A 20,638-nucleotide genomic window follows, 5' to 3' on the forward strand; every position below is an offset into this window, starting at 1 on the left:
TAAATGTCAAGATGGATATATAGTTTTAGTAATCATGCATTTAATGTAACATGGGAAGATTTAAAAACTCAATTACAAAAAAGTGAAGTAGATGAAACTATTACTGCAAGTGTAGAAGAACTCGCGAGACTAAAAAAAGTAATAGCATTTATAGATAATGCTTTGTATAGTTTAGAGCCAGAGTTAGTTCCTCTTTCATTTTTGGATAATTTCAATAATCAAGCTGCTGAATGTAGAAATCAGATAAATAGCTATAACTCAAATAACAATATCGGACATATTACAAATGCAAATAACAATGCAGATAATCTATTAAGTTATGTAAGACCTTATTTTTTAAGCTCTGAAGCTTTAAAAAAATCTTTACTTGGTGCTATTCGTGCATATACAAATGAGATTGATAAACATCTTGGCAAGATAACAGATACTGAGTCTGAATACAAAAAAGTTCAAAAATTTAGAGAAGATATTGAAGAGTATTATAATATTTTATTTAGCAACGATGAAGAAAAATCTGTTAGAGAGCAAATAGATACTTTACTAAAAGGTACAGAAGAAAAATATAGTGCAATCAATAAATTTCATGATGAAACTTTAGTTGATGAAGGACATATATCCACTAAATCACAAATCATTGAAGCTAAAAAAGATATTTTAAGAGATGTGAAAGAAGCAAATGAAAAGCTTGTTGGTGTTTCTGGAAAAATTGAAGAGCTAGATAAATTTTATACTAAAGTATTTGGCACAGAGAATGATGAAGGAAAAGTAGTTGGTGGATTAAAACTTGAGATAGAACAAAGAATAAAAGCTTTAGATGATTTCAAAAAAGAGCAAGAAAGAATTTATAATGAAGAAATGACTTCAAGACTAGAATCTTTAAAACAATATGAACAAGAGCAACAAGCTAATAATAAAAATTTGTATGAACAAATAGAAAAATTACTACCAGGGGCAACAAGTGCTGGTCTTGCTAAAGCATACCAAGACATGAAAGAATCATTTGATAAACCAATTGAAAACTGGAATAGAGTTTTTATAGCCTCTATTGTAATTATGTTTATTTCTACTTTTGTATCATTTGTTGATATAGGGATTGTTAAAGATAATGTTATAACTTTGTTTAGTTTTAAACAAATCGGAGATTTTACAAGTACACTTAATAATTTATTATTTAAGTTGCCTCTTTATGCTCCACTTATTTGGTTGGCAATATTTGCTAGTAAAAGAAGAAGCGAAAATCAAAGATTACAACAAGAGTATGCTCACAAAGAAGCATTGGCGAAATCTTATGTAAGCTATAAAATGCAAATTGATGAACTAAATCAAGAAGATAAAAAGCTTCTCGAAAAATTATTAGATAGTTCCATAAATACGGTTTCTCATAATGCAAGTGAAAGTTTAGATAAAAAACATGGAGATACTACTCCTATGCAAGAAACTATAAAAATGACTGTTGAACAAGTTTTGAAATTGAAAGGTAATTAATGCCACTTCCAATAAATATAAACGAATTAATTCATGGCTCAACTGTAGAGTGGGAGAGAATAGAGTTTAAAGAGGGATGGAATCCTGAAATTATTTTACATACTATTTGTGCATTTGCAAATGATATAAACAACTGGGGTGGTGGCTATCTTATAATAGGCATCGCTGAGTCAAACGGTAGAGCCGTTTTGCCTCCAAAAGGTTTGGATATAAACGAGCTTGACAAAATCCAACAAGAACTTCATCAACTTTGCCATAAAATCACACCTACTTATTTTCCAGTAGTTGAACCATACAAAATAGAAGGAAAGCACTTTTTGGTGGTATGGTGTGCAGGTGGTGAAGCTAGACCATATAAAGTAAATAAAACATTATCAAATAATTCAGATAAAGCCTACTATGTGCGAAGAATGTCTTCAACTGCAAAAGCAAATGAGCAAGAAGAACAACAACTTTTACAATTAACTGCAAAAATACCTTTTGATGATAGGGTAAATCATCATGCAACTATTTCCGATTTATCACTAGCTCATATACGAATATTTTTACAAGATGTAAAAAGTGATTTATTTGAAAGTGCTACAAAAATACCATTTGAAGATTTAGTAAGAATGATGCAAATAGCAAGAGGAAGTAGTGAATATTTACGACCTGTAAATGTTGGATTACTCTTTTTTAGTGAAACTCCTGAGAAGTTTTTCCCTTATACACAAATAGAAGTAACTATATATCATGATGATATTGGAGATAGTTTTAGTGAAAAAGTTTTTAAAGGTCCAATTCACAAGCAACTAAGAGATGCACTTGCTCATATAAAAACACTTGTAATAGAAGAACATGTGCAAAAAGTAGATGGTCAAGCAGAAGCGATAAGGTACTACAACTACCCATTTGAAGCAGTTGAAGAAGCACTTGCAAATGCTGTATATCATAAAAACTATGAAGAGCGAGAGCCTATCAAAGTTAATGTTTTAGCTGATAAAATGGAGATAATCTCTCATGGTGGAGCGATGCCACCTATTACAAAAGATGATTTCAAAAAAGATAGAATTATCACTATGAAATATCTTAACAGAAGAATTGGTGATTTTCTAAAAGAGCTTCATTTAACAGAAGGAAAAGGCACAGGAATACCAAAAATAAAAAGAGCTATGAAAAACAATGGTTCAGATGAACCTATTTTTGAAACAGATGAAGCTAGAACTTATTTTGTGACTATTTTAAAAGCAAAGCTAGAGGAAAGTAATTTATCTCGTGACCGATTACGACCGATTACGACCGATTACGGACGATTAGCGGACAATTACGGACGATTAGATTTAGAAGAAGAAAAAATTATAAAATATTTACTTGATTATGGAAAGATAACTAGAAAAGAGCTTTTGGAAATAATAAATGTAAAAAAAACAAAAGCTCATGAGATACTTAGCCAAATGGTAGAGAAAAAAATTATTATTAAAAGTGGTCAAGGAAGAAGTACGCATTATATTTTAGGGGAAATAAAAAATGATAAATGAAGAACAAGTAGAACTTTTAGCAATAGATTGGTTTAAAGAGTTGGGATATGATTATCTTTTAGGGTATGAAATATCACCAGATAGCCAAAATCCACAAAGAAAAAGTTATGAAGATGTACTTTTATTTGATAGATTAAAAAATTCACTTATAAAACTAAATTCAAATATTCCTTTGGTTGCTATTGAAGATTCAATAGATATTTTAAGAAAACCACAACAAGCATCCCTAGTTCAAAACAACAGAGCTTTTCATCAAATGATTCTACAAGGTATAAGTGTAGATATAAAAAAAGATGATGAAATAAAAGGTGATGTTGTAAAACTTATAGATTTTGAGAACTTTTCAAATAATGATTTTTTAGTAGTAAATCAATTTACAATCAAAGGAAGTAAGGGAAATAGAAGACCTGATTTAATAGTTTTTATAAATGGTTTACCACTTGCAATAATAGAGCTAAAAAATCCAGCAGATGAAAATGCTGATATATACAAAGCATATAATCAACTTCAAACTTACAAAGATGAGCTAGAGGAACTTTTTGTTTTTAATGAAGCATTAGTAATAAGTGATGGAATAAATGCAAGAGTTGGTTCTTTGACAGCTACAGATGAGAGGTTTATGTTTTGGAGAACAGTAAAAGATGAAAATGATAAACCACTTTTAGAGTATGAATTAGAGACTTTAATCAAAGGCTTTTTTAATAAAGAGTATTTTTTGGATTATATTCAAAACTTTATAATCTTTGAAGATGATAGTAAAAAAATCATAAAAAAAATAGCTGCTTATCACCAGTTTCACGCTGTAAGAGAAGCTGTTGATTCTGTTGTTTTAGCTTCAACTGAAGGAAGCAGAAGAGGTGGAGTTGTTTGGCACACTCAAGGAAGTGGAAAATCAATATCCATGGCTTGCTTTGCTGGAAAACTTACAAAACAAGCTGCTATGAAAAATCCAACATTAGTTATTGTAACAGATAGAAATGATTTAGATGGACAACTTTATGCAACATTTAGTAGTGCAAAAATGCTTTTGGGTCAAGAACCTATACAAATGGATGATGTTGGTGAACTAAGAGAAACATTAACAAATAAACCAGCAGGTGGAATTATATTTACAACTATTCAAAAATTTAGTCTTAAAAAAGAGGAGAGTAGATTTCCTGTTTTAAGTGATAGAAGTAATATTGTTGTAATTGCAGATGAAGCACATAGAAGCCAATATGGTTTTGATGCAATGCTTGATAAGGATGGAAAGTTTAAATATGGTTATGCTCAACACTTGCGAGATGCTTTGCCAAATGCTACATTTATAGGATTTACAGGAACACCAATAGAGAGTGAAGATAAAGATACACGAGCTGTATTTGGGGATTATATATCTGTTTATGATATTGAAGATGCTGTAAGAGATGGTGCAACTGTTCCTATATATTATGAAAGCAGACTTGCAAAACTTGATTTAAATGCAGATATTTTAAAAGAGATTGATAAAGAAGTAGGGGATTTGGATATTGGAGATGAACTGTCTGATAGAGAAAGATTCAAAAGCAAATGGAGTGCTTTAGAAAAACTTGTAGGAAGTGAACCTAGAATTAAACAAATTGCACAAGATATAGTAACTCATTTTGAAGATAGAACAGCTACTATTGATGGAAAAGGTATGATAGTTGCTATGAGTAGACAAATTGCAGTTGATTTATATGATGCAATTGTAGCAATTAGACCATCTTGGCATAGTGCTGACCCAACAAAAGGTGCTATAAAAATAATTATGACAGGAAGTGCAAGCGATGAAGCAAAACTTCAAAAACATATCTACTCAAAACAGATTAAAAAAGATTTAGAAAAAAGAATTAAAGATGTAGATGATGAGCTTAAACTTGTAATTGTAAGAGATATGTGGCTTACAGGATTTGATGCACCAAGTATGCACACAATGTATATTGATAAACCAATGAAATCTCATAACTTAATGCAAGCAATAGCTAGAGTAAATAGAGTTTTTAAAGATAAAAAAGGTGGATTGGTTGTTGATTATATAGGTATTGCAAATGAATTAAAACATGCCTTAAAAACATATACAACAGCTGGTGGAAAAGGAAAAGGAACTATTGATACAGCAGAAGCACTTGCAGAGATGTTAAAGCGACTTGATATTGTAAGAAATTTGTATCATGGATTTGATTATAGCTCTTTTATGACAAAAGCTCATATGTTACTAGTTCCTTGTGCAAACTTTATTTTGGGTTTAGATGATGGTAAAAAAAGATATTTGGATGAGGTATTAGCTTTGACAAAAGCTTTTAGCTTATGTGGAACTTTAGACGGTGCAAAAGAGCATAAAGAAGAGATAGCATTTTTTCAAGCAGTTAAATCTGTAATTCAAAAAGCAAGTTCAAAACCATCAAATGTAAAAGACCCAAACAAAGCTATAAAACAACTAATAGACAATGCTGTAATTTCAGATGGGGTTGAGGATATTTTTAGTCTTGTTGGACTTGATAAACCAAATATTGGGATATTATCAGAAGAGTTTTTGGAAGATGTTGCAAATATGCCTTATAAGAATTTAGCTGTTGAACTACTTGAGAGATTGTTAAAAGATGATATAAGAGCTAAAACAAAAAATAATGTTGTTCAAGAGAAGAAATTTAGTGATAGATTACAAGCTACTTTAGGAAAATATCATAATCGGGCAATAGAGACTTCAAAAGTAATTGAAGAGTTAATCCAAATGGCAAAAGATTTTGCAGAAGCTACAAAACATGGTCAAGATTTGGGATTAAATTTTGATGAGTTGGCGTTTTATGATGCTTTAGCTGAAAACGAATCTGCTTTGATTGAAATGGGAGACGAAACACTTAAAAAAATTGCAATAGAACTTACTTTAAAACTAAGAAGTAGCATAAGTGTGGATTGGCAAAAAAGAGAATCTGTAAGAGCAAAAATGAGAAATATCATAAGAATAATTTTAAAAAGATATAAATATCCACCAAATAAAGCCGAAAAAGCACTTGATATGGTAATGAAACAAGCTGAAGTTTTAAGTGATGAGTGGAGTAGGTAAGGTAAAAATAAAATACAGTACAAATGACAGTACAAAATTTTAAATTTAAATAAAAAATCCTTTTTTATAGGGATTTATGATATAAATCAAATTGCAGATAGTTCCTGTAAAATTACTTCCAAAAAACTAAAAAAATAACTTAAATAAGCCCATTAAATTGGGCTTTATAAAATAAATAATTATCTTTCTTTTTGACTACCTTGTAATGTTAATTTATAAATAAGAACAATTGTATTAATATCTTAAATAAGTAAATTTAGTAGGAGGACGAAATTGAGTATTTCTCAGAAGTTGTATTCAGGTTTTGGATTAATGATTTTTTTAATCATTATGCTGACGGTTATTGGAATAAATAGGGTTTCATTTATTGATAACACTCTTTATAGTGTTGTAGAAGTAAATTCTGTAAAACAAAGATACGCAATAAATTTTAGAGGAAGTGTTCATGATAGAGCTATCTCTATAAGAGATGTTGTTTTATCTGAAGATAAAAATAGTGTCTTATTTAAAAAATCTATAGAAGATATAAAAAAATTAGAAGAATTTTATACAAATTCTGCAAAACCAATGGATGAAATTTTCTCTAAAAAAGAAGGAATTGAGCCTAAAGAAGTAGAAATTTTAAATAAAATTAAAGGTGTTGAAGTACAAACTATGCCTTTAGTTAAAAAAATTATTGAACTTAAACTTTCAGGAGATAATGAAAAAGCTCTAGATTTGCTTGTAAAGGAAGCTAGTCCATTATTCTCAAATTGGTTAAAAGTTATAAATGAGTTCATTGATTATCAAGAAGCAAAAAATCAAAAAGCTACACCTCAAGCAAGAGAAGTTGCTAGTAATTTCTCAGTTTTAATGATTTCTATTTTAATCATTTCATTAATTTTAGGATCTTTAGTTGCTTATTTTATATCAAGACAATTGTCAAACTCTGCAAATATTATTCAAAATGGATTACAAGAGTTTTTCTCTTTTTTAAATAAAGAAAAAAATTCTACGAATTTAATAGCTCTTGACTCAAAAGATGAATTTGGAAAAATGGCGAATGTTATTAATAAAAATATTCAACATACTCAGAATTTAATAATTCAAGATAATGAATTAATTGAAGATGTAAAAAGAGTTGTAAATGAAGTAAAAAAAGGGAAATTGAATCAAAAAATTGATAAAACAACTCAAAATCAAAGTTTAGAAGAATTAAAAAATAATTTTAATGAAATGTTAGAAAATACAGCTAAAAATGTATGTGAAGATATAAATAAAATAACAACTGTGTTAGATAGTTTTTCTAAATTAGATTTTAGAGCTAGAATCCAAAATGATAATGGAGTTGTAGCAAAAGGTTTAAATAACTTAGCACAAATTATTAATGATATGTTAGTAGAAAACAAATCAAATGGTTTAACTTTAGAAAAAAACTCAAATGTCCTACTTGCAAATGTTGATAAACTAAATATTAGCTCAAATGAAGCAGCAGCAAGTCTTGAAGAGACAGCAGCAGTTCTTGAGCAAATTACTTCAAGTATTAGAAATAGCACAGAAAATATAGTAAAAATGGCAAGATACTCAAATGAAGTAACAAGTTCTTCAAAAGAAGGAGAAAATTTAGCTAACCAAACAACAATTGCAATGGATGAAATAAATAATCAAGTAAATGCAATTAATGATGCAATAAGTGTAATTGATCAAATAGCTTTCCAAACAAATATATTATCTTTAAACGCTGCAGTAGAAGCAGCAACAGCAGGAGAAGCTGGAAAAGGATTTGCAGTTGTTGCTCAAGAAGTAAGAAATTTAGCAGCAAGAAGTGCAGAAGCAGCAAAAGAGATAAAAACAATAGTTGAAAATGCAACAAGAAAAGCAGATGATGGTAAAGAGATAGCAAATAATATGATTAATGGATATGTTAAATTAAATGAAAATATAACAAATACAATTAATTTAATTAAAGATGTTGAGATGTCAAGTAAAGAACAACTTCTTGGAATTGAACAAATAAATGATGCAATAACAAGATTAGACCAACAAACACAACAAAATGCACAAATAGCATCTCAAACACAAGAAGTAGCTATTGTAACAGATGAGATAGCAAAATTAGTTGTAAGTAATGCAAATGCAAAAGAGTTTATAGGGAAGAATGAAGTAGAAGCAAAAAATTTAAAAACAAAAAACAATATAGCAGTAAAAAAAGAAACAATAGTAAAGAAAGATACAAAGATAGTATCAAAAGTATCTGATGATGAGTGGGAGAATTTCTAATTTAGATAGTATTTTTTACTATCTAAGTCTTATATTTATTAATTTATATTTTGGATAATTTTTATCCTTTAATATTGATTATTAATAATTATTTAAGATTAAATATATATAATTTCGCCATAAAAAAATTAAATAAAAAGGAATAGAATATGTTAGTAACAAAAAAAGCACCAGATTTTACAGCAACGGCAGTGTTAGCTGATGGAACAATAGTAGAAGATTTTAACTTATATAAAAATATTGGAGAAAAAGGGGCAATCTTATTTTTCTGGCCACTAGACTTTACATTCGTATGTCCATCAGAAATTATTGCATTCTCAAAAAGAACAGATGAATTTAAAGCAAGAGGAATTAATGTAATTGGTTGTTCAGTAGATTCTCAATTCTCTCACTTTGCATGGAGAGAGACAGCAGTTGAAAATGGTGGAATTGGAAGAGTTAAATTTCCAATGGTAGCAGACTTAAATAAACAAATTGCAAAAGATTATGATGTTTTATTTGGAGAGTCTGTTGCATTAAGAGGATCTTTCTTAATAGATAAAGATGGAACAGTAAGACATGCAGTAGTTAATGACTTACCATTAGGAAGAAATGTAGATGAGATGATTAGAATGGTAGATGCGATGTTGTTTACAAATGAATATGGTGAAGTGTGCCCAGCAGGATGGCAAAAAGGTGATGAAGGAATGAAAGCAGATAAAGATGGTGTAGCTAATTACTTAGCTAAAAATGAAGGTAAATTATAATAAAGGTTATAAAATGGGGAAATATATAGAATTAAACCAAACAAATATGGATGAAAATGTTAAAGAAGGTGTAGCTTTAGTTGACTTTTGGGCACCTTGGTGTGGACCTTGTAGAATGCTTGCTCCAGCTATTGATCAATTAGCAGAAGAGTTTGAAGGAAAAGCAAAAATTTGTAAAGTAAATACAGAAGATGAGCCAGATTTAACAAGTAAATATCAAGTAAGATCAATTCCTACTATACTTTTCTTTAAAAATGGTGAAATTGTAGATCAAATGATTGGTGCTACAACAAAAGCTAAAATTGAAGAGAAATTAAACTCTCTTTTATAATTTTAAAAGACAAGATATATAATATCTTGTCTTTTTCTTTAAGCTAAATATTAATGAAAAAATAGATGTTCAATTAATATTTTTAATCCTATACCTATTAATATCACACCACCAATTTTTTCAGCCTTATCTTCAAGAAAAGTACCACCTTTTGTACCTATAAATACTCCAATGAAACTAAAAACTAAAGTTACTATTCCAATAATTAACATTGAAATAAATGGATTTAAATCAAGAAGATTTAGAGTAAATCCAGCAGCCATTGCATCTATACTTGTCGCTACAGCTAAAATTAGAAGAACTTTATTTGTAATAATTGTTATTTCATCTTCTGTTCCTTCTTGGAAACTCTCATAAAGCATTTTTCCACCAATGATAACTAGAAGAATAAATGCAATCCAGTGATCAATTGAAGTTATAAATGTATCAAGACCAATACTCGCTAAATAACCAAAAAGTGGCATTAGAGCTTGAAAAAATCCAAATAATAAAGCTACTTTAATAGCTAAAAATTTATTAAAGTTTTGAGATTTAACACCAAGGCCAATTGAAACGGCAAAAGCATCCATAGATAGAGCAAATGCCAATAATAATATTTCTATCATCTATTTCCTTTTTATAAATTAATTTTTTATTTAAGATAAGTTTTAAGTAAATGGGGTATGGTATCAAAAAAAATTTAAAGAAGAATAAATGAATACAGTAGATACAATCAAACAAAACCGAAGTTTTAATAATTTTGATGAGGCAAATAATATTTCGAAAAGAAATACTTTATATGCAACAATTTTGACATTTTTAACTATGATTGTAGAGATAGTTTGTGGATATTATTATAATTCTATGGCTCTTTTAGCAGATGGTTGGCATATGAGCACACATGCATTGGCTTTAGGATTGGCTTTTATAGCTTATGTTTTATCAAGTAAGTATGCAAATGATTTTAGATTTAATTTTGGAACTTATAAAATTGAAGTTTTGGCTGGATATACAAGTGCAATTTTACTTGTATTAGTAGCTTTATTTATGGCTTTTCATTCGGTTGAGAGAATTTTGTCTCCTGTTAATATTGCTTACAAAGAGGCCATTTGGATAGCTATTATTGGATTAGTTGTTAATATTATTTGTGCTTGGCTTTTAAAAGATAATCATAATCATGTAGATTCTCACGAACATCATCACTTAGAAGATATTAATTTAAAGGTAGCATATATTCATGTTTTAACAGATGCTTTAACTTCAATTTTAGCAATTATTGCATTAGTTGCTGGAATGTTTTGGGGAATTAATTGGCTTGATCCATTTATGGGAATTGTAGCTTCTATTTTGATATCTATTTGGGCAGTATCAATTATTAAACAATCAGGAACAATACTTTTAGATGCAAATATGAAAGATCCTGTTGTACAAGAAGTAATAGATGTAATTAATTCATTAAATCAAAAAGTAAGAATTGAAGATTTACATATTTTTAGAGTAGGAAAAGGTAAATATGGTTGTATTGTATCTTTAAGTTCTGAAGAATTTATCGATATTGGTTATATTAAAAAAGAGCTTTCAATTCATGAAGAATTAGTCTATATTTCAGTAGAGATTGTAAATACTGACGTTTAGATATTTATAGAAGAACTATATTTATAAAAAATTTAGTTCTTCTATTTTTTTATTTTTGTAAAATTCATTGTAAATATGTTTCATTTGTTCTAATTCATTTTTACCAAAAATAGAAATATTTCTTTCAAGCTTTAGAACAATATCTTTAGTATCAATATTTAATAAACTTTTTGCAATAAAGTTTTCAATTAAAACCATTCCTAGTCTTTTTATAGATTTAGTATGTTCTAAAATTTCAAGTGCTTCATTTGTTACTTGTAAAACTTTATTACAAAGTTTTTTATCAAAATTATTTGAAATTTTATATAAGATATTTAAAGCATAGTTATGTAAAACAATTGGCATTTCATCTCTATCACCAACAGATTCTTTTAAAAAGACACCCATTTTCCCTAAATTTATAGCTTTATTTATAGTTTCATCATTTTTAATTGTTTCTAAAATATATTTAAATCTATAAGATATTGCCATATTCACAAAAGTTGCTCCATATTCAAAAGAACCCAAAGCTGGTATTGCTAAACATTTTTTATAAAAGTTTATAGCTTCATCATAATTTTCTTCCCATTCGCAAAGATTTGCTTTTATATTATAAAAATGCCATAGCCATAAAGGATTATTATCTTCATTGTGAGAAAAAAGTAGTTTTTCTAATTTTTCTAAAGACTCTATGGCTTCACGTTTTAAATTATCATTTCTTTGAGAAATTATTATCCAAGCAGCTTTTCTTTGGTAATATCTTATTTCTATATCTAAAGGTTTGTCATTTTTTCCAAGATTCAACTCTTTTGGAAGAGAATTATATGCTAAATCAAATTGACCCATTCTTTCATATAGTGAACAGATACTTAAAATATATTTGTTTGGATTTATTTCATATAAGTATTTGTTTAAAAGTATTGATTGCTCAAAATATCCGCTTCTTTCAAATAAAAATGCTAAATTATTTAGAGTACTAATCGAAATTTTTCTATAATAAGATTTTACAGAACTTTCAAAACTATTTATATCATTTGAATCAAACATAAAACCGGCTATTTCAAACCAATAATCGTTGATTAATTCATATTGCTGTTTTTCTTTTATTGAACTTATAAGTTTTTCTAGTATTTTGATAACTCTTTTTTCATCTAAAACTAACTCTTTTACATAGTAGTATAAAATTAAAAGAGAAATTGGATTTTCAAATTTTGAAATGCAATCTTCAAGATGATTTCTTAGATATTGAGCTAATTCTTTTTTTTGTGACTTTAACGTTTTGAAATTTACATTATTCGTAAAAAATATTTGTAGAGATTTTTCTTGAGATAAAAAGTTAAAGTCCTCAAAACTTCTATTTATAAAGCTTTGAAAGCCAAAGCTTAGATGATTTTCATCATCATCAGATTTTATAAAATTTTTTCCACAATATTCAAAAAGTTCTAAAGATATAAAGATTTTTTTATCTTTACTTTGGGTAACTATTGTAGAACAAAGTTGTAATAAAGAGTAAAAAATTTGTTCTTTTTTTGATAATAAAATATCAATATTTGAACTTTTTTGTAATTTATTATTTTTTATTACTTTTATATTTAATGCACCAAGATTTTCAAGAGTTTTTTTAACACTTTCAACCTTGTCTCCTCTAATATAAAAATATATATTTGTAAATCTACTTAAAATCATAGTAGTGAAAATAGACCAAAGCCAGTGTTTTTCATCTTCTAAATCAAAATTATAAAGATGAATTTCCATTTTTTTATCAAAATTTGAATAAGCTAGTTTAAGTCGTTTTGCTTTTCTAATCTCTTTGTTAAACCAAGAGTTGATAAGATTTTTTAATTCATTCCCTTCCGCATCTAAAATTTTAGGCATAAATAAAAGTGATAAAAATAAAAAAATAACAAATCCTAAAGATATATAATCTTTTAGTTCAAAACTACTTGGTGTTTCAAGTATCATTTTTTTTAAAAAATCTTCATAAATAGATATTGTTAAAAATGCAATCATAATAAAAATAACTGAAGTAATAGAGATGGTTAAAGGAATAAATTTTTTATTTAAAAAATATAAAAGAGTTTTATTTTTACCAATTAATGAACTTACATCTTCCTCAAATTTTTCTATAGAATCATTTTCACAATATGTTATATTTAATGCATTTTTTTCTTTAAAGATTGAACTCTCTTCTTTCTTTTCTCTTTTTTTATTTGATAGTTTTGACGTACAAATAAAACAGTTAATATTTTTATTCATTAAGATTTTTTATCCTTTTTTTGCAGCTTTGTTTTGAACTGGATCACTAAAAGTGTAAATTCCATCTTTTATTGGGAAAGGAAAATTACTAAATATTTCATTAAAATTATCTTGGAATTCTTTAGGAAAATTTTCAACACCTTCTTTTACAATTTCAATATATCTTGATGGAATAAAACAATTTTCTTTTCCTATTTTTGCTATTTTATCTTCTTTTGTTGTCATAAAAGCAATTAGGTCATCATCTAATTTTTGATTTATAACGGACTCTTTTTTGATAGTTATGCAACTATAATTCTTTTCTCTTAGTTTTAAAATTTCAAATTCTTCTTCAGTTATTTTAATCATAACACCAAAAATTGAAGACTTTTCGTCTTTTTTAATATTTAAAAAAATACCATTTACTAGCTCCTGTTCAAAACAAATAGATTCAATTGAGTTCCAAACTCTTTTATAGCCTTTAATTTTTATAGGAATTAAATCTTCTTTTTTTAGCTCTCTATTCTTAAATGAGTTTTGAGCACTTTTTATATTTACTAATGAACCAAATCCAAACAAATACATAAAAAATCTCCTGATGAAAAATAATAATTTTATTGTATCAAAATATTAAATTTATCTCAAAAAGTCTATAACTGATAAAAATAATTATTTGGAATCTTAATAAAAATGCTAAATATTTTGATAAAATAGTAATTTTTGTATTTAGAATAAATATAAATTAATAAAAAATAATTTAAATATTTAGTTATTTAATTAACTTTATGTGGGAGAAATGTAAATGAGTCAAGAGGTTAAATTATCAAAGGATACTATGATAGTTTCAGAAACAGATCCAAAAGGAATTATTATATACGCAAATAGTGACTTTTGTTCTATTGCTGGATATGAAAAAGAGGAGTTGATTGGAAAACCTCACAATTTAGTAAGACATCCTGATATGCCAAAAGTAGCATTTAAAGACTTGTGGGAAACTATAAAAAGTGGTAAAGTTTGGAAGGGAATAGTTAAAAATAAAACAAAAGATGGAAGATACTACTGGGTAAATGCAACTGCTTATCCTTCTAAAAATAGTAAAGGTGAACTTAGATATGTCTCTATTAGAATAAAGCCAACTGATGATGAAATTAATAATGCTATTTCGTTATATAAAACTTTAGTTTAAGAATTTAATATGATTCTTAAACCAAGATGAGGTTAAAGTTAAATCAACAATAAAATAATTTATGAATGATACTTCTTATAAAATATCATGCATAAAATAGCTCCTAAAAATGCCATAAAAGCACCAACTAAAGCTGGATAATTATAGTTAAATCCAAACAGTAAAGGTATTCCTCCAAATAGAGCTCCCAAAGAGTTTGCTACATTAAAAGCAGCTTGTATAAAAGCAGCTCCTAGCATTTCTGAATTTTTTGCATTTTTTACCATTACCATGTTTATTGGAGTTCCTATGCTCATAGCAAAAACACCACAAATAAAAGTTAAAACTAAAGATATAGTTTTATTTTCACTTAGAAAAAATACTAGTAATAAAAAGAAAACCATAAACGATAGAAGATAAATAGCAACTTTTATAGGGTCTTTTTTATCTGCTAAATAACCTCCAAGAATATTTCCTAAAACCATTCCTATTCCAGCAATTAGCATTAGGTATGAAATAGAACTTGGATCAAACTTTGAAACATTTATAAGTAATGGGGCAATATAACTAAACCATGCAAAAAGTCCACCAAAACCAATTGCTACAATTAATATAATATTCCAAGCTTTAAATGTAAGAAAAAATTCAATTTCTTCTTTAAATGTTACAGTTTTAAGAGATTTTAATTTTGGCATAAATTTAAATAATGATAAAACAGTAATTGCACCTAAAAATGAGACAGCAAAAAATGCCCATTTGTAGCTTGTTATATGTCCTATATAAGTTAAAATAGGAACAACAAAAAGTATGGCAAGAGTAAGACCTGTAAACATGGACGAAACTGCTTGAGCCTCTTTGCCTTTTGTTGCTAATTTAATTGCAACAATTGTTCCAACACCAAAGAAAGCACCATGAGGAAGGCCAGCAAGAAATCTTGACATCAAAAGAGTGTTATAATCAGGCGCTACTATTGATAAAGCATTAAATAGTGTGAATAAAATCATATAAACTATTAAAATATTTTTAGGTGGAAATTTTGAACTTAGAGCTACTAAAATAGGAGCCCCTACAACAACTCCAAATGCATAGGCAGATATTAAATGACCAGCTACTGGAATAGATACTCCCAAATCTTTTGCTACATCAGGTAAAAGTCCCATAATAATAAATTCAGTTGTTCCAATAGCTAATCCACCAATAGCCAAAGGCAATAATTGTTTTGTCATAATTTACCTTATTTTAGATTTTAGTTTGCAATTCTATTGAAAAAAGCTAAAGCTAAAGTAATAACAAATTTTTATATAGACCAAAACTCTATTTTAGATGCGAAAAAAATAGGACATTCTATCATTGGATAGTGTCCAGCTTCTTGACACTCTATAATTTCAACATCATTAAAGATTTCGAAACATTTTGAAACTTCAGACTTTGAAAAAACAGGAAAATCATATTTACCTGTAATTATTTTTATTGGAATATCAATTTTAAGTTTGTTATCATTATTTAAATTAAAATTTATATTTAAATACATATTCATATAAGACACTCTAGCTTCTAGTAAAGAGCAATTATATGCTAAATTTATACGGTATTTTTTCCATGAATTATTATATCTTTGACTTGATTGTTCTACAATTTCTTCAATCTTTCCACTATTTTTTTTCATTTGTAAAAGTAGATTTTCTTTAGCTTTTGTAGTACTTTTTAAACCCAAATAGCTAATTGGAGTAATTAAAATTAGTTTATTTACTCTAACATCTTTACTTGCTATATGTTGAGCTATCATTGTAGACATAGAGTGAGCAACTAATATATATTTTTTTAATTGTAAAAAAGATGCTAAATTAATAATATCACTTATAGATTCTTCTAAATTATATTTTCCTAAAATACTTTTTGAGTTTCCATATCCTCTTAAATCAACCATAAAACAACTAAAAATTTCTTTGTCAAAATAATTTATACAAGCTTCATAATTTGAAGAATCACCCATTAACTCATGTAAAAATATAATATTTTTTTTCCCATTTCCAAATTTCTTGTAAGTTAAAATTTCCATTTAATTCCTTAACATTTTTTAGATTTTATTGAAAAAGAACTAAGAAGATTATAATAAAGGATATTTTAAAAAAAACTAGGTATAATGCAAAACTTTTTTAGAAAACACTACAACAGGTTTCCTAGAATGGTAGTATCGTTTCAAATATGTTTTGAAGTTTACGAGAAGCATGAGTAGGGCTATAGCTACTCAAACCAAATTTTATAAAGGAAAGAAATGCCTACAATTAATCAGCTTGTAAGAAATGAGCGAAAAAAAGTGATTGAAAAATCAAAATCACCAGCATTAAAAAAATGTCCACAAAGAAGAGGAGTATGTACAAGAGTATATACAACAACTCCTAAAAAACCTAACTCGGCTTTAAGAAAAGTTGCAAAAGTTAGATTAACTACAGGATTTGAAGTAATTTCATACATCGGTGGAGAAGGACATAACCTTCAAGAGCACTCAATCGTGCTAGTAAGAGGGGGAAGAGTAAAAGATTTACCTGGGGTTAAATACCACATTGTAAGAGGTGCGTTAGATTCAGCTGGTGTAAATAACAGAACTGTATCTAGATCTAAATATGGTACAAAAAGACCAAAAGCTAAAAAATAAGTAGAAGGATAGAAAATGAGAAGAAGAAAAGCTCCAGTTAGAGAAATAATGGCTGATCCTATCTACAATAGTAAAGTGATCACAAAATTTGTAAACGCAATTATGTTAGATGGTAAAAAATCTGTTGCAGAAAAAATCCTTTATGGTGCAATTGATAACCTTGATAAAAGAGGTGAAGAAAAAGGTTTTGATCTTTTTGAAAAAGCAATTGAAAATGTTAAACCTCTTTTAGAAGTTAGAAGTAGAAGAGTTGGAGGAGCTACATACCAAGTTCCTGTTGAAGTTAGAGCTGTAAGAAGACAAACTCTAGCATTAAGATGGCTAATTGATGCTTCAAGAAAAAGAAATGAAAGAACAATGGTAGAAAGATTAGCAAATGAGCTATTCGAAGCTGCAAACGAAAGAGGAGCTTCTTTTAAGAAAAAAGAAGATGTACATAGAATGGCAGAAGCTAATAAAGCATTTGCACACTACAGATGGTAGGATATAGTTATGGCAAGAAAAGTACCTTTAAATAGAGTTAGAAATATTGGTATTGCTGCACATATTGATGCAGGAAAAACAACAAGTACTGAAAGAATTTTATTCTATACAGGAGTTTCTCATAAAATTGGAGAAGTTCATGAAGGTGCTGCAACAATGGACTGGATGGAACAAGAGCAAGAAAGAGGTATTACAATTACTTCTGCTGCTACAACTTGTTTCTGGACACATCCAAAAACAAATGAGCAATTACAAATAAATATCATTGACACTCCGGGTCACGTTGACTTTACAATTGAAGTTGAGAGATCTATGAGGGTTCTTGATGGTGCTGTTGCTGTATTCTGTTCAGTTGGTGGAGTTCAACCACAATCTGAAACTGTTTGGAGACAAGCAAATAAGTATGGAGTTCCAAGAATTATTTATGTAAATAAAATGGATAGAACTGGAGCTAACTTCTTTAATGTTATGAACCAAGTAAGAGATAGATTAAAAGCAAATCCGGTTCCACTTCAAATTCCAATTGGTGCAGAAGATCAATTTAGAGGAATGGTAGATTTAGTAAAAATGAAAGCTTATACATATAACCTAGATGCACAAGCTGGTGAAATGTATAAAATAGAAGAAATTCCTGCTGATTTAGTTGAATTAGCTAATGAATACAGAGAAAAGCTTGTAGAAGCTGCTGCTGAATCAAGTGATGAATTAATGGATAAATATTTAGGTGGAGAAGAATTAACTGAGGAAGAAATCACAGCTGGAATCAAAAAAAGATGTTTAGCTATGGAAGTAACTCCAATGGTTTGTGGAACTTCATTTAAAAACAAAGGTATCCAACCATTACTTGATGCTGTTGCTATGTATTTACCATCACCAACTGAAGTTGCTGATATTAAAGGTGAAACTCAAGATGGTGAAGCTGTAATCGTTCCTTCAACTGATAAAGGTGAAGTAGCTGCTTTAGCATTCAAAATTATGACTGACCCATTCGTTGGACAATTAACATTTACAAGAATTTATAGAGGAGTTCTAGAGTCTGGAACTTACGTATTAAACTCTACAAAAATGAAAAAAGAGAGAATAGGAAGATTATTAAAAATGCATGCTAACTCTAGAGAAGAAGTTAAAGAACTTTATGCTGGAGAAATTGGTGCAGTTGTTGGTCTTAAAGATACAATTACAGGTGATACATTAGCAAGTGAAAAAGATCCAGTTATTCTAGAAAGAATGGATTTCCCAGAACCAGTTATCTCTGTTGCGGTTGAGCCAAAAACAAAAGCTGATCAAGAGAAAATGGGTATTGCATTAGGTAAACTTGCTGAAGAGGATCCATCATTTAAAGTATGGACTGATGAAGAAACTGGACAAACTATTATTGCAGGAATGGGTGAATTACACCTTGAAATTCTTGTAGATAGAATGAAAAGAGAATTTAAAGTTGAGGCTGAAGTAGGTGCTCCACAAGTTGCATATAGAGAAACTATCAGAAATGCTGTTAAGCAAGAGTATAAATATGCAAAACAATCTGGAGGTAAAGGTCAATATGGACATGTTTACTTAGAGATTAAACCATTACCAGCAGGTAGTGAGCCAACATTTAAATTCAATAATGATATTAAAGGTGGGGTTGTACCAAAAGAGTATATTCCAGCTGTTGAAAAAGGTGCATTTGAAGCTATGCAAGGTGGTATTCTTGCAGGTTATCCAATGGTTGATATCGAAGTTACTCTTTATGATGGAAGCTACCATGAAGTGGATTCATCTGAGATGGCATTTAAATTAGCTGCTTCAATGGGATTCAAACAAGGGTGTAGAAGTGCAGCTGCAGGTGCAGTTTTACTTGAGCCAATGATGAAAGTTGAAATTGAAACTCCTGAAGATTATATGGGAGATGTTATTGGTGACTGTAACAAAAGAAGAGGACAAGTTCAATCTATGGATGACAGAGCAGGTATCAAACTTGTTACTGCAATGATTCCATTATCTGAAATGTTCGGATATTCAACAGATTTAAGATCTATGTCTCAAGGAAGAGCAACATATTCTATGATATTTGACTCTTACCAAGAAGTTCCTAGAAATGTATCTGAAGAGATTATGAAAAAAAGAAATGGTTAATCCATTTTAGATTTTTATTAGAAAGGGATGTGCTAGTGCATGTCCCTTTTTTTATTAGATTTATATAATTAATCTACTAAAATGATTTTTTATATAAGTTTATTAATAAAGAGGAAGTATTGAGATTAGAAAGAAGTTGTAAACACTTAGATAAAATCGAAAATATTGGAGTGATTCTTAGACCACAAAGTCCAGAGTTGAAAAATGTATATTTTAAAATTGAAGCTATGTTTTTAGAAAAAAATATAAATTTAATACTTGAAGAAAACTCTGCTAATATGATAGAAAAACAAGGAATTGATTTTGATACTTTGTGTAAAAAAGTAGATTTCTTAATAAGTATTGGAGGAGATGGAACTCTTTTAGGATTAGCAAGAAAAGCTTTTAAGTATGATTTGCCAGTTTTAGGAATAAATCTAGGAACATTAGGTTTTTTAACAGATTTAAGTATGGAACAACTTCCAAAATTTATCGATGACTTAGTAAAAGATGATTATAAAATTAATCCTAGAATGATAATTGAAGGGCAAATAAAAGATAAAAAATTTATAGCTTTTAATGATATTGTAATATCTAGAAAAAATCTTTCAACTATGCTTGAAGTTAGAGCAAAAATTGATAAAAAAGCTTTTAATACATATTTTGGAGATGGACTTATTGTTTCAACACCTAGTGGTTCAACTGCCTATAATTTATCTGTTGGTGGACCAATAGTCTATCCACTAACAAATGCTTTTATAATAACTCCAATAGCACCGCATTCACTAACTCAAAGACCAATAGTTGTACCTGCTGATTTTGAAATTGAATTTAAAGTTACAAAAAATACAGGAGCAGTTGTAATTATTGATGGACAAGAATTATATGATTTAAATAAAGATGAAATTATAAAAATAAAAATAGCTACAAAAAAATCAAAAATGCTACATAGAAGTAGTAGAGATTTTTTTGAAGTTTTAAGTGAAAAATTAAGATGGGGAAATTAG

General features: G+C 28.3%; 17 protein-coding genes. 12 read left to right on the forward strand and 5 right to left on the reverse strand.

Annotated features, from left to right (window positions below):
• The first annotated feature begins 3 nt into the window (after window positions 1–3).
• The 6 genes from ACBT_RS02980 (at window position 4) to trxA (ending at window position 9,402) form a co-directional block, all read left to right on the forward strand.
• Entirely contained in the window at window positions 4–1,485 is a 1,482-nt protein-coding gene (locus ACBT_RS02980; protein ID WP_024775555.1) for a hypothetical protein, read from the forward strand.
• On the forward strand, window positions 1,485–3,002 hold the full coding sequence (locus ACBT_RS02985) for an RNA-binding domain-containing protein (RefSeq protein WP_024775554.1): 1,518 nt from the start codon (window positions 1,485–1,487) through the stop codon (window positions 3,000–3,002). The genes ACBT_RS02980 and ACBT_RS02985 overlap by 1 nt, the downstream gene beginning before the upstream one ends.
• Window positions 2,992–6,066, forward strand: coding sequence for a type I restriction endonuclease subunit R (locus ACBT_RS02990; protein WP_084031358.1), 3,075 nt, complete (start codon window positions 2,992–2,994; stop codon window positions 6,064–6,066). The genes ACBT_RS02985 and ACBT_RS02990 overlap by 11 nt, the downstream gene beginning before the upstream one ends.
• A gap of 273 nt (window positions 6,067–6,339) precedes the next feature.
• The gene (locus ACBT_RS02995; protein WP_024775552.1) at window positions 6,340–8,325 is read left to right on the forward strand and encodes a methyl-accepting chemotaxis protein; all 1,986 of its coding nucleotides are present in this window, start codon (window positions 6,340–6,342) and stop codon (window positions 8,323–8,325) included.
• 149 nt (window positions 8,326–8,474) lie between these two features.
• On the forward strand, window positions 8,475–9,071 hold the full coding sequence (locus ACBT_RS03000; RefSeq protein ID WP_024774623.1) for a peroxiredoxin: 597 nt from the start codon (window positions 8,475–8,477) through the stop codon (window positions 9,069–9,071).
• A 13-nt stretch (window positions 9,072–9,084) separates the two neighbouring features.
• Window positions 9,085–9,402 carry a thioredoxin gene (gene trxA / locus ACBT_RS03005; RefSeq protein WP_024775551.1) on the forward strand — a complete coding sequence of 106 codons (318 nt, stop codon included), beginning with the start codon at window positions 9,085–9,087 and terminating at the stop codon, window positions 9,400–9,402.
• Window positions 9,403–9,452: 50 nt separating this feature from the next.
• On the opposite strand, the gene ACBT_RS03010 is transcribed toward trxA, so the two are convergent.
• Window positions 9,453–10,007, reverse strand: coding sequence for a manganese efflux pump MntP (locus ACBT_RS03010; protein ID WP_024775550.1), 555 nt, complete (start codon window positions 10,005–10,007; stop codon window positions 9,453–9,455).
• An 88-nt stretch (window positions 10,008–10,095) separates the two neighbouring features.
• On the opposite strand from ACBT_RS03010, the gene dmeF reads away from it, so the two are divergent.
• The gene (gene dmeF, locus ACBT_RS03015) at window positions 10,096–11,016 is read left to right on the forward strand and encodes a CDF family Co(II)/Ni(II) efflux transporter DmeF (RefSeq protein ID WP_024775549.1); all 921 of its coding nucleotides are present in this window, start codon (window positions 10,096–10,098) and stop codon (window positions 11,014–11,016) included.
• Between the two features lie 21 nt (window positions 11,017–11,037).
• Here dmeF and ACBT_RS03020 read toward each other — a convergent pair whose 3' ends face one another.
• Both ACBT_RS03020 and ACBT_RS03025 read right to left on the reverse strand, forming a co-directional pair.
• Window positions 11,038–13,251: a phosphatidylinositol phosphate kinase family protein gene (locus ACBT_RS03020; RefSeq protein ID WP_024775548.1), complete on the reverse strand. Its 2,214-nt coding sequence runs from the start codon at window positions 13,249–13,251 to the stop codon at window positions 11,038–11,040.
• 9 nt (window positions 13,252–13,260) lie between these two features.
• Window positions 13,261–13,815, reverse strand: a complete 555-nt coding sequence (locus tag ACBT_RS03025) for a gamma-glutamylcyclotransferase (protein WP_024775547.1) — start codon at window positions 13,813–13,815, stop codon at window positions 13,261–13,263.
• Window positions 13,816–14,032: 217 nt separating this feature from the next.
• Between ACBT_RS03025 and ACBT_RS03030 the strand changes: the two genes are divergently transcribed.
• Window positions 14,033–14,416 (forward strand): PAS domain-containing protein, encoded by a 384-nt coding sequence (locus ACBT_RS03030; protein ID WP_034218690.1) that lies wholly within the window; start codon window positions 14,033–14,035, stop codon window positions 14,414–14,416.
• Between the two features lie 59 nt (window positions 14,417–14,475).
• On the opposite strand, the gene ACBT_RS03035 is transcribed toward ACBT_RS03030, so the two are convergent.
• A complete protein-coding gene (locus tag ACBT_RS03035; protein WP_024775545.1) occupies window positions 14,476–15,621 on the reverse strand; it encodes an MFS transporter in 1,146 nt (381 codons plus the stop codon).
• Window positions 15,622–15,692: 71 nt separating this feature from the next.
• Complete coding sequence (locus tag ACBT_RS03040) at window positions 15,693–16,454, reverse strand: alpha/beta fold hydrolase (RefSeq protein WP_024775544.1); 762 nt, start codon at window positions 16,452–16,454, stop codon at window positions 15,693–15,695.
• Between the two features lie 216 nt (window positions 16,455–16,670).
• Between ACBT_RS03040 and rpsL the strand changes: the two genes are divergently transcribed.
• The 4 genes from rpsL to ACBT_RS03060 all read left to right on the forward strand — a co-directional run bounded on the left by rpsL (window position 16,671) and on the right by ACBT_RS03060 (window position 20,638).
• Window positions 16,671–17,051 carry a 30S ribosomal protein S12 gene (gene rpsL / locus ACBT_RS03045; protein WP_024775543.1) on the forward strand — a complete coding sequence of 127 codons (381 nt, stop codon included), beginning with the start codon at window positions 16,671–16,673 and terminating at the stop codon, window positions 17,049–17,051.
• A 15-nt stretch (window positions 17,052–17,066) separates the two neighbouring features.
• Window positions 17,067–17,534: a 30S ribosomal protein S7 gene (gene rpsG / locus ACBT_RS03050; RefSeq protein WP_024775542.1), complete on the forward strand. Its 468-nt coding sequence runs from the start codon at window positions 17,067–17,069 to the stop codon at window positions 17,532–17,534.
• A gap of 9 nt (window positions 17,535–17,543) precedes the next feature.
• Entirely contained in the window at window positions 17,544–19,652 is a 2,109-nt protein-coding gene (gene fusA, locus ACBT_RS03055) for an elongation factor G (RefSeq protein WP_024775541.1), read from the forward strand.
• 119 nt (window positions 19,653–19,771) lie between these two features.
• Complete coding sequence (locus ACBT_RS03060) at window positions 19,772–20,638, forward strand: NAD(+)/NADH kinase (protein WP_024775540.1); 867 nt, start codon at window positions 19,772–19,774, stop codon at window positions 20,636–20,638.

The organism is Aliarcobacter cibarius, assembly GCF_013372265.1.
GTDB classification, from domain to species: domain Bacteria; phylum Campylobacterota; class Campylobacteria; order Campylobacterales; family Arcobacteraceae; genus Aliarcobacter; species Aliarcobacter cibarius.

What these genes read in the sequence shown, in the direction of transcription:
- rpsG (WP_024775542.1), top strand. Translation starts at nt 17,067, where the DNA reads ATGAGAAGAAGAAAAGCTCCAGTTAGAGAAATAATGGCTGATCCTATC.
- fusA (WP_024775541.1), top strand. Translation starts at nt 17,544, where the DNA reads ATGGCAAGAAAAGTACCTTTAAATAGAGTTAGAAATATTGGTATTGCT.
- ACBT_RS03035 (WP_024775545.1), bottom strand. Translation starts at nt 15,621, where the DNA reads ATGACAAAACAATTATTGCCTTTGGCTATTGGTGGATTAGCTATTGGA.
- rpsL (WP_024775543.1), top strand. Translation starts at nt 16,671, where the DNA reads ATGCCTACAATTAATCAGCTTGTAAGAAATGAGCGAAAAAAAGTGATT.
- ACBT_RS02980 (WP_024775555.1), top strand. Translation starts at nt 4, where the DNA reads ATGTCAAGATGGATATATAGTTTTAGTAATCATGCATTTAATGTAACA.
- dmeF (WP_024775549.1), top strand. Translation starts at nt 10,096, where the DNA reads ATGAATACAGTAGATACAATCAAACAAAACCGAAGTTTTAATAATTTT.
- ACBT_RS03020 (WP_024775548.1), bottom strand. Translation starts at nt 13,251, where the DNA reads ATGAATAAAAATATTAACTGTTTTATTTGTACGTCAAAACTATCAAAT.
- ACBT_RS03025 (WP_024775547.1), bottom strand. Translation starts at nt 13,815, where the DNA reads ATGTATTTGTTTGGATTTGGTTCATTAGTAAATATAAAAAGTGCTCAA.
- ACBT_RS03010 (WP_024775550.1), bottom strand. Translation starts at nt 10,007, where the DNA reads ATGATAGAAATATTATTATTGGCATTTGCTCTATCTATGGATGCTTTT.
- ACBT_RS02990 (WP_084031358.1), top strand. Translation starts at nt 2,992, where the DNA reads ATGATAAATGAAGAACAAGTAGAACTTTTAGCAATAGATTGGTTTAAA.
- ACBT_RS03000 (WP_024774623.1), top strand. Translation starts at nt 8,475, where the DNA reads ATGTTAGTAACAAAAAAAGCACCAGATTTTACAGCAACGGCAGTGTTA.
- ACBT_RS03030 (WP_034218690.1), top strand. Translation starts at nt 14,033, where the DNA reads ATGAGTCAAGAGGTTAAATTATCAAAGGATACTATGATAGTTTCAGAA.
- ACBT_RS03040 (WP_024775544.1), bottom strand. Translation starts at nt 16,454, where the DNA reads ATGGAAATTTTAACTTACAAGAAATTTGGAAATGGGAAAAAAAATATT.
- ACBT_RS02985 (WP_024775554.1), top strand. Translation starts at nt 1,485, where the DNA reads ATGCCACTTCCAATAAATATAAACGAATTAATTCATGGCTCAACTGTA.
- trxA (WP_024775551.1), top strand. Translation starts at nt 9,085, where the DNA reads ATGGGGAAATATATAGAATTAAACCAAACAAATATGGATGAAAATGTT.